This is a genomic window from Streptomyces tagetis, from assembly GCF_018069565.1.
In the GTDB taxonomy this organism is placed as follows: domain Bacteria; phylum Actinomycetota; class Actinomycetes; order Streptomycetales; family Streptomycetaceae; genus Streptomyces; species Streptomyces tagetis.
The window spans coordinates 1-14,345 of record NZ_JAGPNL010000012.1 but is presented as its reverse complement, the minus strand read 5'-3'; the positions used below and the strand labels follow the sequence as shown (position 1 = coordinate 14,345).

Sequence of the window (14,345 nt, the reverse complement as noted above, 5' to 3'; positions counted from 1 at the left end):
GGGAGAAGCGAGATGAACACGGCACAGTCACCCCGCCCCGACGAGACACTCCGTCCACCCGGCCACGCGGGCGCCCCGGCGCTCCCCGGCCCCAAGTCCCTCACGGGCGCCTCGCCCTGGCCGCGCCGGCTGTTGGCCGGCCTCGTCACCGGCGTCGCGCTCTGGGGCGCCGCCGCCCTGCTGAGCCCGGACAGCGGGCCGCTGCGGCAGTGCGCCACCGCCCTGCTCGGCGCCGGGGCCGTCGTGGCCCTGCACTGGCTGTACGGGCTGGACCGGCGGGCCCGGGAGGCGGCCCGCGGCCCCGACCTGCGGCTCGCCGAGCACACCCGGCGCGTCGAGCACGCCCTCGCCGAACACGTCGGCACGGTCCGCGACGGTCTCGACCGCTACGACCACGACCTCCGGGCCGGGCTGGCCCGCCACATCGAGGACGTACGGCAGCTCGTCGAGACCCACCTCGCGCAGACCGCCCGCGGCGAGCCCTACCCCCAGCTCGACCGGGCCCGCATCGACGGCGTCCCCGAGCTGGCCAAGAGCTTCGCCGAGGCGCTCGCGCCCGGACCGTCGATCCTCTACACCTTCGTCCGCCTGGAGATGAAGCGGGTCGTCGGCTACATGGCCGACCTCACCAACCTGACCGCCGAGTGCCCCGGCGAGAACCACGACTGGATGCTCGGCCTCACCCACGCCGCCGAGCAGACCATCTACGCCACCAGCACCAGCGTCGACCGCGAGTTCTGGAACAGCGAGCCCGCGAGCCGCTACCTCCAGGCCCAACAGGAGGCCATCGAGCACCAGGGCGTCTCCGTCCGCCGGCTCTTCCTGCTGGCGAGCGCCCGCGAACTCGACGACCGGCTGTTGCGGCTCTGCGAGGAGCAGGACCTGCTCCACATCGACGTCCGCGTCTCCGTCCTGCCCGAGCTGCCGCCCAACCTCCAGCGGGGCACCACGAACGACTTCATCGTCTACGACGAGCAGGTGTCGTTCGAGATCGAGCAGGACCTGCGGGACGTCAACGTCCGCACCCGGCTCATCGCCCGGCCGGACCACGTCCAGGACCGCCTGAAGCGGTTCCGGGAACTGTGGGAGGCGGGCATGGGCGTACGGGAGCTGGAGGTACGGGTCGACGCGGAGGAGGACGGGACGTGGATGGTGGACCAGACCTGACAGTGGCCGTCGGGGCCGCCCGCTTCTTTGTCAGTGTCGTGCCTCCGCGAGGCGAGTAAAGGGCGCTCCACTCCGCTGCGCTGCGTTCCGCGTCGGCTGCGCCGATGGCCCTTCGGGCCACCCTTGACTCGCCTCGCTCCAGCACGGGGGAGAAGCGAGCGGGCGGCCTGGGGAAACGGGTGGCCAGGCATACAGGGCCCCGAGGTGTCTCCCTACGTTCCCGGCGTTCGGTGCGCGTCAGCGTCTCGCAGGCACGCCGCGCCGTCTCGGCGGCCGACCGTGAGTGGGAGTGGTGGCAGAAGCCGCCGGGGGAAGGGGACCCCGGGAAAAGGGGCCCGGGAAAAGGGGCCCGGGAAAAGGGGAGGCCCGTGGCCCGGGAATGCCCGCTGAGCGAGCCGATGGCCCGAGATAGTGACCCGAGGCGATGGCCCGAGCCGATAGTCCGAGGTGGTGTCCCGAGGCGATGGACCGAGCCGATAGTCCGAGGTGGTGTCCCGAGGTGGTGGCCTGAGGTGTGATGCGGGCCCGACGGCCGGTGGTCGGGGGAGGGTAGGTCCGAAAAATGGTGGACAGGTGGGGGGAGGAGTGTCAGGCGGGCGCTCGGATGAGCGGTCGGATGACAGTCGGCGCCGAGGTGTTCACGTTTTTGCGGACCACTATGGGGTCGGGGGGCCGGGGGGTGGTGGTGCCACCGGCGGCCGGCCGCCGAGACGGCCCGGCGTGCAGGCGAGGCGCGAGCGCGCCCCCGACGCCGGGACGTGGGTGAGCGACGTGAGGGGACGGCATGCCTGGGCCACCGTTTTCCGGGCCGCCCGCTCGCTTCTTCCCCGTGCCGGAGCGCCCTTTACTCGCCTCGCGGAGGTACGACACTGGCAAGGCAGCGGGCGGCCCCGACGGCACCTACGAACTCCGTCCACGCCGCCGCCCTGACGACCAGCACAGGACCGGCATCCTGCTTACTGTCCCGGACAGGCACGATGCCGGGGACGCCGTCGCCGACCTCGACGCAGCTACCGCCCTCGCCGTTGCTGTAAGTGGTCTTGCGCCAGCGGGCGGCACCTGGGAAGTCGTACGCGACCTCGACACATGCCTCACCGCCGTTGCCGCCGCTGTAGCTGCTCTTGCGCCAGCGTGCGTTCGTCAGGTTGTACCTGCGCATGCTCTGTAACCTTCCGCCGTCGCTTCGATCATGTCCAGGGACGCCTTCCGCGAGAGGGCGTCGGCCCTCAGGAGATCGTAAGCCCCTCGCGCTACCTTCACGGTTGCCGGGTCATCCAGCAGGTTGCCGGAATTCACCCCCTCTGTATAGACAGTTGGAGGGGCGTCCTCGAACTCATGGAGCAGCATCAGCTTGCCCATGTGCGGGTGGGCTCCCGCGCTGAACGGCAGCACCTGCATCAGGGCCGTGCGACTCCGCACCATCTCGGCGAGATGGTCCAACTGCTTGGCCATCACATCCGGCGAACCTACCGGCACGCGAAGTGCTGTCTCGTGCAGGACCACCCAATACAAGGGCCGTGTAGCGTCGTTGAGGATCTTGGCTCGGTCCAGGCGGAGGTTGACCATGTCGTCGATCCACTCGTCCGTGGCCAGTGGGTTGTGCGACAAGTAGATCGCGCGGGCGTACTCGCGGGTCTGGAGGAGTCCCGGTACGACGGCTGGTGCCCACTCGTAGATACTGGTGGCCAGCCGCTCCAGTTCCGCTGTGTGGGCGAAGTAGTCGGCGAACCGCTGCTCCTTGATGAGCTTTCGCCAGAGCCGTTCGAAAAAGCCGTCGGTTTGCAGTGTCTCGTCGATCCGCTGGGCGACGTCCAACTGCGGTTTCCGAATCGCCTGTTCGAACTGGCCGATGTATCCGCCGGAGACGAATACCCGTGCGCCCAGCTCGACCTGGGTGATGCCCGCGTCCTCCCGTCGTCGCTTGAGTTCCGTGCCGAAGAACTCCCACGCCGCCTGCCGTGAACCGTTGGCCATAACCAACCCCCTTGCACTGACCCGCATTTGTAGGGCGCGGGTTGCAGACGAGTCTAGGCACGGAGAGGCATGGTGGGTGCACGAAGAGTGAAACCGGAAAAGCGAGGGGAACACGGTGAAGGCACGGCACTCGGCGCACTGCGTCGAAGAAGCGGAGGAAACGGTGAAAGAATTGCGCGCGGCACTCGCCAGGGCGGGAATCACCCTGCCCTCCCTCGGGCTCGACCCGGTGAGTCTTGCGCGTGAGGCCCCCTGCCCCCTGGTGGAGCTGGGCCGGTGCTCGGTCGAGACCGCCCGGCGGCTCGCGGCGGTCCTGCGATGATGCCGCCGGTCGGGGCCCACGCGGTGGACACGGGGACCGGCCGCGTCGGCGTCGTGATGGGCCACGAGGGGCCCTACGTGCAGTTGCGGCCCTACGGTGGCGGCCGGGAGTGGGACGCGGAGCCGCAGGCCGTACGGCGGGCCACGACCGCCGAGCGGCTGAGCGCGGCGACCGCGTACACGAACGCCCGGAGCCGGGGCGAGGTGCCCTGAGCGATGCGCGAGAATGGACGCCATGAGTCTGTTCCGCGACGACGGCATCGTGCTGCGCACCCAGAAGCTGGGTGAGGCGGACCGGATCATCACCCTGCTCACCCGCGGTCACGGCCGGGTACGCGCCGTGGCGCGGGGGGTGCGCCGCACGAAGTCGAAGTTCGGGGCGCGGCTGGAGCCGTTCTCCCACGTCGACGTGCAGTTCTTCGCCCGGGGCAGCGAGCTGGTCGGGCGGGGGCTGCCGCTGTGCACGCAGAGCGAGACCATCGCGCCGTACGGCGGTGCCATCGTGGCCGACTACGGGCGGTACACCGCCGGGACGGCCATGCTGGAGACCGCCGAGCGGTTCACCGACCACGAGGGCGAGCCGGCGGTGCAGCAGTACCTGCTGCTGGTGGGTGCGCTGCGGACGCTGGCCCGGGGCGAGCACGCGTCGGGCCTGGTCCTGGACGCGTTCCTGCTGCGCTCCCTCGCGGTCAACGGTTACGCGCCGACCTTCGGGGACTGCGCGCGGTGCGGCATGCCGGGACCGAACCGGTTCTTCTCGGTCGGTTCGGGCGGCACCGTCTGCGCGGAGTGCCGGGTGCCCGGCAGCGTCGTACCCTCGCCGCAGGCGCTGGAGCTGCTCGGCGCGCTGCTGGCGGGGGACTGGGCGACCGCGGACGCGTGCGAGCCGCGGTACGTCAGGGAGGGCAGCGGGCTGGTCTCCGCGTACCTCCACTGGCACCTGGAGCGCGGGCTGCGGTCGCTGCGGTACGTCGAGAAGTCCTAGCAAGCCCTGGTACACGATCCACAGCACGAGGAGACGAGAGACACATGGCCGTACGCGGGTTCCTGGGGCGGCAGCGCCGCGAGTACCGGACGCCGGAACCGCATCCGTCCGGCGCGCGGCCCCCGCGGCTCGGCGAGCTGGTGCCGGAGCATGTGGCGATCGTCATGGACGGCAACGGGCGCTGGGCGAAGGAGCGCGGGCTGCCGCGTACCGAGGGGCACAAGGTGGGGGCCGAGCGGGTGCTCGACGTGCTCCAGGGCGGGATCGAGATCGGTGTGCGGAACATCTCGCTGTACGCCTTCTCCACCGAGAACTGGAAGCGTTCCCCGGAGGAGGTCCGCTTCCTGATGAACTTCAACCGGGACTTCATCCGCGCCTCGCGGGACAGCCTCGACGAGCTGGGCGTGCGGGTCCGCTGGGTGGGGCGGATGCCCAAGCTGTGGAAGTCGGTCGCCAAGGAGTTGCAGATCGCCCAGGAGCAGACCCAGGACAACGACCGGCTGACCCTGTACTTCTGCATGAACTACGGCGGCCGGGCCGAGATCGCGGACGCGGCGCAGGCGATCGCCGAGGAGGTGCGGGCGGGCCGGCTCGACCCGGCCAAGGTCACCGAGAAGACGATCGCCAAGTACCTGTACTTCCCGGACATGCCGGACGTGGACCTGTTCCTGCGGCCCAGCGGTGAGCAGCGCACGTCGAACTACCTGCTGTGGCAGAGCGCCTACGCGGAGATGGTGTTCCAGGACGTGCTGTGGCCCGACTTCGACCGGCGGGACCTGTGGCGGGCGTGCCTGGAGTTCGCCTCGCGCGACCGGCGCTTCGGCGGGGCGATCCCCAACGAGGAGCTGCTCGCCATGGAGGGCCGCCAGCCGTAGCGGTTCCCGGGCGGGGGTGACGCGCGAAGGGCCGCGGACGCCGGACGGCGTCCGCGGCCCTCGTGGCCGGCGGGTGGCTCAGGCCGGCGGCGTCGCCTCGGCCGCCGCGCACTCCGCGCAGGTGCCGAAGATCTCCACGGTGTGCGCCACGTTGACGAAACCGTGCTCGGCGGCGACGGCCTCCGCCCACTTCTCCACCACCGGGCCCTCGACCTCCACGGCCTTGCCGCAGGTGCGGCAGACGAGGTGGTGGTGATGGTCGTCGGTGGAGCAGCGACGGTAGACGGACTCGCCCTCCGCGGTGCGCAGGACGTCGACCTCCCCGGCGTCGGCGAGGGATTGAAGTGTCCGGTAGACCGTGGTGAGCCCCACCGAGTCGCCCTTGTGTTTGAGCATGTCGTGGAGTTCCTGCGCGCTGCGGAATTCCTCGACCTCTTGGAGAGCCGCCGCCACGGCGGCCCGCTGCCGAGTGGCGCGGCCCTTCACGGGCGGTCCAGCGGTCGTCACGGGGATGCCTCCTCACGTCTGCACTGCCGGGCCCATTGTGCCAGTCCGGCCCGGCAGAGGTCAGATACCGCCTTCGTCGGCGGCCCCCCGGGTGGCAGGGATGCGGCACTCCGCCGGGTCCCCGGGGCTTTCCGCGCCGGCCCCGGCCCGCGCGCGTCGTCGGGCCAGCGGGGTCGCCAGCGCGGTCAGGGCGATGAAGGCGGCGATGGCGAGCAGCACGATCGTCGCGCCGGGCGGCACGTCCTGGTAGTACGAGGTGACCGTGCCGCCGAGGGTGACGCCGACGCCGATGGCGACGGCGATGGCGAAGGTGGCGGCGAAGCTGCGGCTGAGCTGCTGGGCGGCGGCGACCGGCACCACCATCAGCGCGGAGACCAGCAGCAGGCCGACGACGCGCATGGCGACGGTGACGGTCACGGCGGCCGTGACGGCGGTGAGCAGGTTCAGCGCGCGCACCGGCAGGCCGGTGACCCGGGCGAACTCCTCGTCCTGGCTGACCGCGAAGAGCTGCCGGCGCAGCCCCAGGGTGACCAGGAGCACGAAGGCGGCGAGTACGCAGATGGCGGTCACGTCGGAATCGGAGACCGTCGTCAGGGAGCCGAAGAGGTACGAGAGCAGGTTGGCGTTGGAGCCGGTCGGGGCGAGGCCCATGAGCATCACGCCGCCCGCCATGCCGCCGTAGAAGAGCATGGCGAGGGCGATGTCGCCGCGGGTCCTGCCGTACCAGCGGATCAGCTCCATGAGGACGGCGCCGAGGACGGAGACCGCGGCGGCCATCCACACGGGGGACCAGGAGAGCAGGAAGCCGAGGCCGACGCCGGTCATCGCCACGTGGCCGATGCCGTCGCCCATGAGGGCCTGGCGGCGCTGGACGAGGTAGATGCCGATGGCGGGCGCGGTGATGCCGACCAGGACGGCGGCCAGCAGGGCCCGCTGCATGAAGGCGTAGCTCAGGAGGGTCATCGGCTCAGCAGTCCCGTGCGCATCGGTGCGGTGTCCGCCGGCTCGTGCGGGTGGACGTGGTCGTGGCCGGGCAGGGCGTGCTGCCCGACGGCCTTCGGGGGCGGCCCGTCGTGCACGACGCAGCCGTCGCGCAGGACGACGGCCCGGTCGATGAGGGGCTCCAGGGGGCCCAGCTCGTGCAGGACGAGCAGGACGGTGGTGCCGGCCTCGACCTGGGTGCGCAGGGTGTGGGCCAGTATCTCCTGGCTGGCGAGGTCGACGCCGGCCATCGGCTCGTCCATGATCAGCAGTTCGGGTTCGGAGGCGAGCGCGCGGGCGATCAGGACCCGCTGGTGCTGTCCGCCGGAGAGGGCGTCCACGGAGTCCTTGGCCCGGTCCGCCATGCCGACCAGCTCCAGGGCGCGGGCGACGGCCGCGTGGTCGGCCTTGCGGAGCAGGCCGAGGCGGGTGCGGGAGAGCCGGCCGGAGGAGACGACCTCGGTGACCGTGGCGGGGACGCCGCCCGCGGCCGTGGTGCGCTGCGGGACGTAGCCGACGCGCGCCCAGTCGCGGAACCGGGCGCGGGGGACGCCGAAGAGGGCGGCCTCCCCGGCGGCGACCGGGACCTGGCCTATGAGGGTGCGCACGGCGGTGGACTTGCCGGAGCCGTTGGCCCCGAGCAGGGCGACCACCTCGCCGCGGCGCACGGTGAGGTCGATGCCGCGCAGCACCGTGCGGGCGCCGAGGTCGGCGCGGACGCCGCGCAGGGAGATCACGGCTTCTTTCGTGCCCTCGCTCATGCGGGCCTCCGGGTCGTCTCGTTCCGGGCGGTGGGTCATTTGGCTCCGAGGGCCGTCTGGAGGGCCTTGAGGTTGGCGTCCATGACCTGGAAGTAGTCGTCGCCGCGGGAGGCGTCGGTGATGCCCTCCAGGGGGTCGAGGACGTCGGTCTTCAGCCCGGTGTCGCGGGCGAGGGTCTTCGCGGTCTTGTCGCTGACCAGGGTCTCGTAGAAGACGGTGGTGACGCCGTCGGCCTTGGCGGTGTCGGAGAGTTCGCGGACCCGGGCGGCGCTGGGCTCGGACTCGGGGTCGAGGCCGCTGATGGCCTCCTGGGTCAGTCCGTAGCGCTCGGCGAGGTAGCCGAAGGCGGCGTGGGTGGTGATGAAGACCTTGGTCCTGGTGTCCTTGAGGCCGGTCTCGAAGCGGGTGTTCAGCTCGCCGAGGCGGGTGACGAGGTCGGCGGTGTTCTTCTCGTAGTCGGCCGCGTGGTCGGGGTCGGCCTTCCCGAGGGCCTTTCCGACGCCCTCGGCGACCTCGGCGTACTTGACCGGGTCGAGCCAGACGTGCGGGTCCTTGCCGCCGTGGTCGTGGTCGTGGCCGTCGTCGTGCCCGTGGTCGTCGTCGTGGTCGTCCGCGTGCTCGTCGTGCGCGTCGTGCTCGTCAGCGTCGTCGTGCTCGTCGTCGCCGTGCTCCTCCACGGTGGTCAGCGTGGCCGCGTCGATCTTCGTCTTGATGCCGGACTGGGCGATGGCCTCGTCGACGGAGGGCTGGAGGCCCTTGAGGAAGAGGGCCGCGTCCGAACTCTCCAGCCGCGCACGCTGCTTGGCGCTGATCTCCAGATCGTGCGGCTCCTGGCCGGGCTGCGTCAGACTGGTCACGTTGACGTGGTCGCGGCCTATCTGTTCGGCGAGGAAGGCCATCGGGTAGAACGACGCGACGACGTCGAACTTGTCGGTGTTGCCCGCGTTGTCCGTCGCGGAATCGCCGGTGGAGCAGGCGGAAAGGGTCCCGAGGCCGAGGAGAACGGTCGCGGTGACCGCTATGCCGGATATGGTGTGCCGTCGTGCGTTCATGACTCCCATTTTCAACGAAACTGGAAACCGTTGTCAACAAGGGGCCGATTTGGCCCGGGGGCCGTCCCCGCCGGTAACCTGGGCCATTCTCTGGAAGCATCTCGCTTCGTCGCCCGTCGTCGTAATGAAGAGAGCACCGTGGCCGCCGACAAGATCGACACCATCGTCAGCCTGAGCAAGCGCCGTGGCTTCGTATTCCCGTGCAGTGAGATCTACGGCGGACAGCGTGCCGCCTGGGACTACGGTCCGCTGGGTGTCGAGCTCAAGGAGAACCTGAAGCGCCAGTGGTGGCGCTACATGGTCACCTCGCGCGAGGACGTCGTCGGTATCGACTCGTCCGTCATCCTTGCCCCCGAGGTGTGGGTGGCCTCCGGCCATGTCGCCACCTTCACCGACCCGCTCACCGAGTGCACCGCCTGCCACAAGCGGTTCCGCGCGGACCACCTGGAGGAGGCGTACGAGGAGAAGAAGGGCCGCGCCCCCGAGAACGGCCTCGCGGACGTCAACTGCCCCAACTGCGGCAACAAGGGCCAGTTCACCGAGCCCAAGCAGTTCTCCGGTCTGCTCTCCACCCACCTCGGCCCCACCCAGGACTCCGGCTCGGTCGCCTACCTGCGCCCCGAGACCGCCCAGGGCATCTTCACCAACTTCGGCCAGGTGCAGACCACTTCGCGCCGCAAGCCGCCGTTCGGCATCGCCCAGATCGGCAAGTCCTTCCGCAACGAGATCACGCCCGGCAACTTCATCTTCCGCACCCGCGAGTTCGAGCAGATGGAGATGGAGTTCTTCGTCAAGCCGGGCGAGGACGAGGAGTGGCAGGAGTACTGGATGCAGCAGCGCTGGAACTGGTACACCGGTCTCGGCCTGCGCGAGGAGAACATGCGGTGGTTCGAGCACCCGAAGGAGAAGCTCTCCCACTACTCCAAGCGCACCGCTGACATCGAGTACCGCTTCCAGTTCGGCGGCAGCGAGTGGGGCGAGCTGGAGGGCGTCGCCAACCGCACCGACTACGACCTCGGCGCCCACTCCAAGGCGTCCGGCCAGGACCTCTCCTACTTCGACCAGGAGGCCGGCGAGCGCTGGACGCCGTACGTCATCGAGCCGGCGGCCGGTCTCGGCCGGGCGATGCTCGCCTTCCTGCTCGACGCCTACGTCGAGGACGAGGCGCCCAACGCCAAGGGCAAGCTGGAGAAGCGCGTCGTGCTGCGCCTGGACTACCGGCTCGCGCCGGTGAAGGTCGCCGTGCTCCCGCTCTCGCGCAACCCGGAGCTGTCGCCGAAGGCCAAGGGTCTCGCCCAGGCCCTGCGCCAGAACTGGAACATCGAGTTCGACGACGCGGGCGCCATCGGCCGCCGCTACCGCCGCCAGGACGAGATCGGCACGCCGTACTGCGTGACCGTCGACTTCGACACCCTGGAGGACAACGCCGTGACGGTGCGCGAGCGTGACTCCATGAAGCAGGAGCGCGTGTCGCTGGACCAGATCGAGGGCTACCTCGCCTCGCGTCTGGTCGGCTGCTAGGACCCCGTGCGGCGGGGGCCACGGTGCCCCCGCCGACGGCGGAACGCCGAACGCGCGACGCGCGACGCCGGACGGGCCACTGCGGCTCGTCCGGCGTCGCGCGTCCGCGGGGTCCGGGCCCTACGGGAGCCTCCGGACCAACGGCCCCGAAGGACCAACGGCCGCGAAGGATCAACGGCCCTGGAGAGCCTTGACGTTGTCGCCGAAGGTCCAGTTCTTCGAGCCGTCCCAGTTGACCGACCACGTCATGAGGCCCTTGAGGCTCGTGCCGTAGTGGTTCCACGCCTGGGCGACCTGGGCCGGGGTCATGTGGCCGCCGCCGGCGCCCGGCTGGGCGGGCAGGCCCGGGACCTGCTTGTCGTAGGGCACCCGGATCGTCGTGCCCTGGATGACCAGGCCCTTGTCCAGGCAGTCGGTCTGCGCGGTGAAGCCCTGGACGGTGCCGGCCGCGTAGGAGTCGCCGGAGCAGCCGTACATGCTGCCGTTGTAGTACTGCATGTTCAGCCACCACAGGCGGCCGTTGTCCGCGTACTTCTTGATGATGGGCAGGTACGCGCCCCAGATCGACCCGTAGACCACGCTGCCGCCGGTCACGTACGCGGTCTCCGGGGCCATGGTCAGGCCGAAGCCGGCCGGCATCCGCTCCAGCACGCCGTCGATGATGCGGATCAGGTTGGCCTGCGAGGGGGAGAGCTGGCCGATGTTCCCCGTGCCGGTCAGCCCGGTCTCGATGTCGATGTCGATGCCGTCGAAGTTGTACGTCTTCAGGATCGGCACGATCGTCTCGACGAACCGGTCGGCGACGGCGGTGGAGTTGAGGTCGATGCCGGCCGTCGCCCCGCCGATGGAGAGCAGGATCGTCTGCCCGGCCGCCTTCGCCGCGCACATCTCCGCCGGGGTCGCCACCTTCACGCCCGTGTCCATCCCGTCCTCCCACAGCGCCGTGCCGTCGGAGCGGATGACCGGGAAGGCCGCGTTGATCACGTTGTAGCCGTGCTGGGCGATGCGGGAGTCGGTGATCGGGGTCCAGCCGAAGGGCGGGTGGACGCCGTTGGAGGAGCCGTCCCAGTTCTCCCAGTAGCCCTGGAGGACCTTCCCGGCGGGCTTGGACTTCAGGGCGCAGGTGTCGGCGGCGGGGGCGGGCGCCGGGGCGGCCGAGGCGGCCGGGGCGGTGACGAGCGCGAGCGGCGCGAGGACGGCCGCGGTGAGCGCGGCGGCGAGCGAACGGACGGTGCGGCGGACCATGCGTGGCCTCCCGGTGGGGGTGCGGCGAGGGACTGGGGACATGCGGAACCCGGCGGTGTGGGGCCGCCGGTCGGTGTCGATGACATGACAGTCTTCGTCGGGGACGACAGTGCTCTGGTCCAGACCATTCGTCAAGAGGTCTGGACCAGAACTGCCGGGGGCGGGGGTGCCTGCGGCCGTTGACGGATCAAGTAATGACAGTGATGGAAACCTGTCATCTGTCATGCGACGGTGGGGGAATGACGATGAGCACCCGCTCCCTCGGAACCACCGGACCCCAGGTCTCCGCCCTCGGCCTCGGCTGCATGGGCATGTCCGCCCTCTACGGCGACGCCGACCGCGCCGAGTCGATCGCCACCGTCCACGCCGCCCTCGAAGCGGGCGTCACCCTGCTCGACACCGGCGACTTCTACGGCATGGGCCACAACGAGATGCTGATCGGCGAGGCGCTGCGCACCGCCCCCGCCGCCCGCCGCGAACAGGCCCTCGTCAGCGTCAAGTTCGGTGCCCTGCGCGGCCCCGGCGGCGACTGGCTCGGCTACGACGGCCGCCCCGACGCGGTGCGCACCTTCGCCGCGTACTCGCTGCGCCGCCTGGGCGTCGACCACATCGACGTCTACCGCATCGCCCGCCTCGACCCCGACGTCCCCGTCGAGGAGACGGTCGGCGCCATCGCCGGTCTCGTCGAGGAGGGACACGTCCGCCACATCGGCCTGAGCGAGGTCGGCGCCGCCACCCTGCGCCGGGCCGCCGCGACCGCCCCCGTCAGCGACCTCCAGATCGAGTACTCGCTCGTCTCCCGGGGCATCGAGGACGAGATCCTGCCGGCCGCCCGCGAACTGGGCATCGGCGTCACCGCGTACGGCGTCCTCTCCCGGGGGCTGATCTCCGGCCACTTCGCCCGCGACCGGCAACTCGCCGCGACCGACTTCCGCGCCCACGCGCCCCGCTTCCAGGGCGAGAACCTCCAGCGCAACCTGGACCTCGTCGACGCCCTGCGCGAGATCGCCGAAGGCAAGGGCGTCACCGTCGCCCAGACCGCCATCGCCTGGGTGCTCTCCCGGGGCGAGGACATCGTGCCGCTGATCGGCGCCCGCACCCGCGAACGGCTGGCCGAGGCGCTGGGCGCCCTGGACGTCACCCTGGACGAGGCCGACCTCGCCGCCATCGAGCGGGCGGTGCCCCCGGGAGCAGCCGCCGGCGACCGCTACCCCGAGGCCCAGATGGCCCACCTGGAGCGCTGAACCGGGCCGGGTACGGTCGGGGCATGGCACCGACGTCCGAGCCTCTGACCCCGAACGCATTCTCGAAGCCACCGAGGAGGTGCTGCGCCGGCACGGCCCGGTCAAGGCCACCGTGGTCGACGTGGCCCGCGCGCTCGGCGTCAGCCACGGCACCGTCTACCGCCACTTCCGCACCAAGGCGGCGCTGCGCGAGGCGGTCACGCGGCGGTGGCTGGACCGTGCCTGCGGGGAGCTGGCCCGGATCGCCGACGCCGGGGGCGATCCCGAGGAGCGGCTGCGGCAGTGGCTGCGGGCCCTGTTCGAGGCCAAGCGCCGCAAGGCGGGCGAGGACCCCGAGCTGTTCGCCACGTACACCGTGCTCGCCGGGGAGAACGGCGCCGTGGTCGGCGCCCACCTGGCCGAGCTGACCGGGCAGCTCACCCGGATCGTCCGGGCGGGGGCGGCGGGCGGCGCCTTCACCGTCGCCGATCCGGCGGGTGCCGCCCGCGCCGTCTTCCACGCCACCGCCCGCTTCCACCACCCCTGCCACGCCGGGGAGTGGGAACGGGCCGGTGTGGAGGAGGAGTTGGCGGCCGTCGTCGACCTCCTGGCGCGCGGGCTGCGCGGCTGAACGGGGGATGACCCCGGGGCCGGGTGAGGCCGTCGGGGCGAACGCTCGAAGTGCGGGAACCCGCGGAAGTGCGGAAGGTGAGGTTCCAGGGTTTCCAGTTCGCACAGGGCGAGGACAGTCATGGCTGAGCAGAAGTCGGCGCAGACACTCCCGCGGCCGTTGCACGCGGCGGCGTCGGCGCTGCGGAAGGTGCCGGGCGCCGGGACGGTCGGCAAGGCCGCCGAAGGGGCGCTGGACCGGATCGGCGCGGTGTCGCCGCGCGGCCGGCGCTTCGTCGTCTACACGGGCGCCGGGGTGCTGGGCGTCGCCGGTCTGGTCGAATGGCCGGTGGCGCTCACCGGAGCGGCCGTCGCCTGGCTGACCCAGCCCCGGCCCCACGAGGCCGACGGCGCCGCCGCGGCCGACGGGAACGGTGGCCGGGCGGTGCCGCGAACGGGCGGCGCCGCGGCGGGAGGTACGGCGACGGCCGGTACCGGGGCCCGGAAGACGGCCCCCTCGGGGACCGCCGGGACCGGCGCCGCCACCACGCGGCCCGCCTCCGCGGCGAAGAGCGCCGCCGCGGCCCGGCGTCCGGCGGGTGTGAAGAGCACCGCCGTGAAGAACGCCGCCGCGCGGAGCACCGCCGCCAGGAAGTCGGCCACCGCGAAGAAGACCACGGCCCGGAAGACGGCCGCCGCGAAGAAGACCACCGCCGCGCAGACCACCGCCGCACAGACCGCTGCCGCGCAGAAGACCGCCGCGCAGAAGACGGCCGCGCAGAAGACCGCCGCGCGGAAGTCCGCCGCCGCGCGGAAGGGCGCCGCCGGGAAGACGGCCACGCCCCGCACCGCCGCCGAGCAGACCAGCGCGGCCAGGAACGCCGCCGCCCGCCGCGCGGCCGGCCCGGCCCGTACCGGGAAGGCGGGCTGAGGACGCGCGATGACCACCGGTGGACTCCTGACGCGTTCCCCGGGCGCCGTCGCCGGGCTCGTCCTGGCCGGACCCCGGCTGCTCGCGCGCGGCACCGCGCCCGCCGTGGGCGCCGCCGCCGGCGCGGTCGCCGGCACCGTACGCGCCTCGGTGCGCGGCGCGGACTTCGCCGCCCGCGCGGCCCGCGTCGCCC

Annotated in this window: 16 protein-coding genes and 1 pseudogene; 10 read left to right on the top strand and 7 right to left on the bottom strand. The window is 71.7% G+C overall.

Annotated elements, in window-relative coordinates; genetic code table 11:
- Positions 1 to 12: 12 nt before the first annotated feature.
- On the top strand, positions 13 to 1,167 hold the full coding sequence (locus J5Y05_RS30060; RefSeq protein ID WP_210876463.1) for a hypothetical protein: 1,155 nt from the start codon (positions 13 to 15) through the stop codon (positions 1,165 to 1,167).
- Positions 1,168 to 2,011: 844 nt separating this feature from the next.
- Here J5Y05_RS30060 and J5Y05_RS30055 read toward each other — a convergent pair.
- A complete protein-coding gene (locus J5Y05_RS30055) occupies positions 2,012 to 2,326 on the bottom strand; it encodes a DUF397 domain-containing protein (protein WP_210876462.1) in 315 nt (104 codons plus the stop codon).
- Positions 2,308 to 3,141, bottom strand: a complete 834-nt coding sequence (locus J5Y05_RS30050) for a helix-turn-helix domain-containing protein (protein WP_210876461.1) — start codon at positions 3,139 to 3,141, stop codon at positions 2,308 to 2,310. The genes J5Y05_RS30055 and J5Y05_RS30050 overlap by 19 nt, the downstream gene beginning before the upstream one ends.
- 115 nt (positions 3,142 to 3,256) lie before the next feature.
- Here J5Y05_RS30050 and J5Y05_RS30045 point away from each other — a divergent pair, with 115 nt between their 5' ends.
- The 4 genes from J5Y05_RS30045 to J5Y05_RS30030 are packed head-to-tail and all read left to right on the top strand — an operon-like array spanning position 3,257 to position 5,322.
- Positions 3,257 to 3,463, top strand: coding sequence for a hypothetical protein (locus tag J5Y05_RS30045; RefSeq protein ID WP_210876460.1), 207 nt, complete (start codon positions 3,257 to 3,259; stop codon positions 3,461 to 3,463).
- Positions 3,460 to 3,675, top strand: a complete 216-nt coding sequence (locus J5Y05_RS30040; RefSeq protein WP_210876459.1) for a hypothetical protein — start codon at positions 3,460 to 3,462, stop codon at positions 3,673 to 3,675. Before J5Y05_RS30045 ends, J5Y05_RS30040 begins: the two co-directional genes overlap by 4 nt.
- Before the next feature lie 22 nt (positions 3,676 to 3,697).
- Positions 3,698 to 4,447 (top strand): DNA repair protein RecO, encoded by a 750-nt coding sequence (gene recO, locus J5Y05_RS30035; protein WP_210876458.1) that lies wholly within the window; start codon positions 3,698 to 3,700, stop codon positions 4,445 to 4,447.
- Between the two features lie 44 nt (positions 4,448 to 4,491).
- Positions 4,492 to 5,322, top strand: a complete 831-nt coding sequence (locus J5Y05_RS30030; protein WP_210876457.1) for an isoprenyl transferase — start codon at positions 4,492 to 4,494, stop codon at positions 5,320 to 5,322.
- A gap of 78 nt (positions 5,323 to 5,400) precedes the next feature.
- Here J5Y05_RS30030 and J5Y05_RS30025 read toward each other — a convergent pair whose 3' ends face one another.
- Genes J5Y05_RS30025 through J5Y05_RS30010 form a run of 4 tightly spaced genes read right to left on the bottom strand, consistent with a single transcriptional unit; the run spans position 5,401 to position 8,623 of the window.
- Positions 5,401 to 5,829, bottom strand: coding sequence for a Fur family transcriptional regulator (locus tag J5Y05_RS30025; protein WP_210876456.1), 429 nt, complete (start codon positions 5,827 to 5,829; stop codon positions 5,401 to 5,403).
- Positions 5,830 to 5,889: 60 nt separating this feature from the next.
- Positions 5,890 to 6,792 carry a metal ABC transporter permease gene (locus tag J5Y05_RS30020; protein WP_210876455.1) on the bottom strand — a complete coding sequence of 301 codons (903 nt, stop codon included), beginning with the start codon at positions 6,790 to 6,792 and terminating at the stop codon, positions 5,890 to 5,892.
- Positions 6,789 to 7,571 (bottom strand): metal ABC transporter ATP-binding protein, encoded by a 783-nt coding sequence (locus tag J5Y05_RS30015; protein WP_210876454.1) that lies wholly within the window; start codon positions 7,569 to 7,571, stop codon positions 6,789 to 6,791. The genes J5Y05_RS30020 and J5Y05_RS30015 overlap by 4 nt, the downstream gene beginning before the upstream one ends.
- A 35-nt stretch (positions 7,572 to 7,606) precedes the next feature.
- A complete protein-coding gene (locus J5Y05_RS30010; RefSeq protein WP_210876453.1) occupies positions 7,607 to 8,623 on the bottom strand; it encodes a metal ABC transporter substrate-binding protein in 1,017 nt (338 codons plus the stop codon).
- A gap of 138 nt (positions 8,624 to 8,761) precedes the next feature.
- Here J5Y05_RS30010 and J5Y05_RS30005 point away from each other — a divergent pair, with 138 nt between their 5' ends.
- Positions 8,762 to 10,144, top strand: a complete 1,383-nt coding sequence (locus J5Y05_RS30005) for a glycine--tRNA ligase (protein ID WP_210876452.1) — start codon at positions 8,762 to 8,764, stop codon at positions 10,142 to 10,144.
- 171 nt (positions 10,145 to 10,315) lie between these two features.
- Here the strand turns inward: J5Y05_RS30005 and J5Y05_RS30000 are convergent, their stop codons facing one another.
- The gene (locus J5Y05_RS30000; RefSeq protein WP_210876451.1) at positions 10,316 to 11,389 is read right to left on the bottom strand and encodes a chitinase; all 1,074 of its coding nucleotides are present in this window, start codon (positions 11,387 to 11,389) and stop codon (positions 10,316 to 10,318) included.
- A gap of 245 nt (positions 11,390 to 11,634) precedes the next feature.
- Here J5Y05_RS30000 and J5Y05_RS29995 point away from each other — a divergent pair, with 245 nt between their 5' ends.
- The 4 genes and pseudogenes from J5Y05_RS29995 to J5Y05_RS29980 form a co-directional block, all read left to right on the top strand.
- Complete coding sequence (locus tag J5Y05_RS29995) at positions 11,635 to 12,633, top strand: aldo/keto reductase (RefSeq protein ID WP_210876531.1); 999 nt, start codon at positions 11,635 to 11,637, stop codon at positions 12,631 to 12,633.
- A 23-nt stretch (positions 12,634 to 12,656) separates the two neighbouring features.
- Positions 12,657 to 13,243, top strand: a pseudogene (locus J5Y05_RS29990) (TetR/AcrR family transcriptional regulator).
- A 120-nt stretch (positions 13,244 to 13,363) separates the two neighbouring features.
- Positions 13,364 to 14,152, top strand: coding sequence for a hypothetical protein (locus J5Y05_RS32715; protein WP_372450539.1), 789 nt, complete (start codon positions 13,364 to 13,366; stop codon positions 14,150 to 14,152).
- Between the two features lie 9 nt (positions 14,153 to 14,161).
- Positions 14,162 to 14,345 (top strand): hypothetical protein (locus J5Y05_RS29980; protein WP_210876450.1); only part of this gene is annotated, 184 nt, incomplete at its 3' end.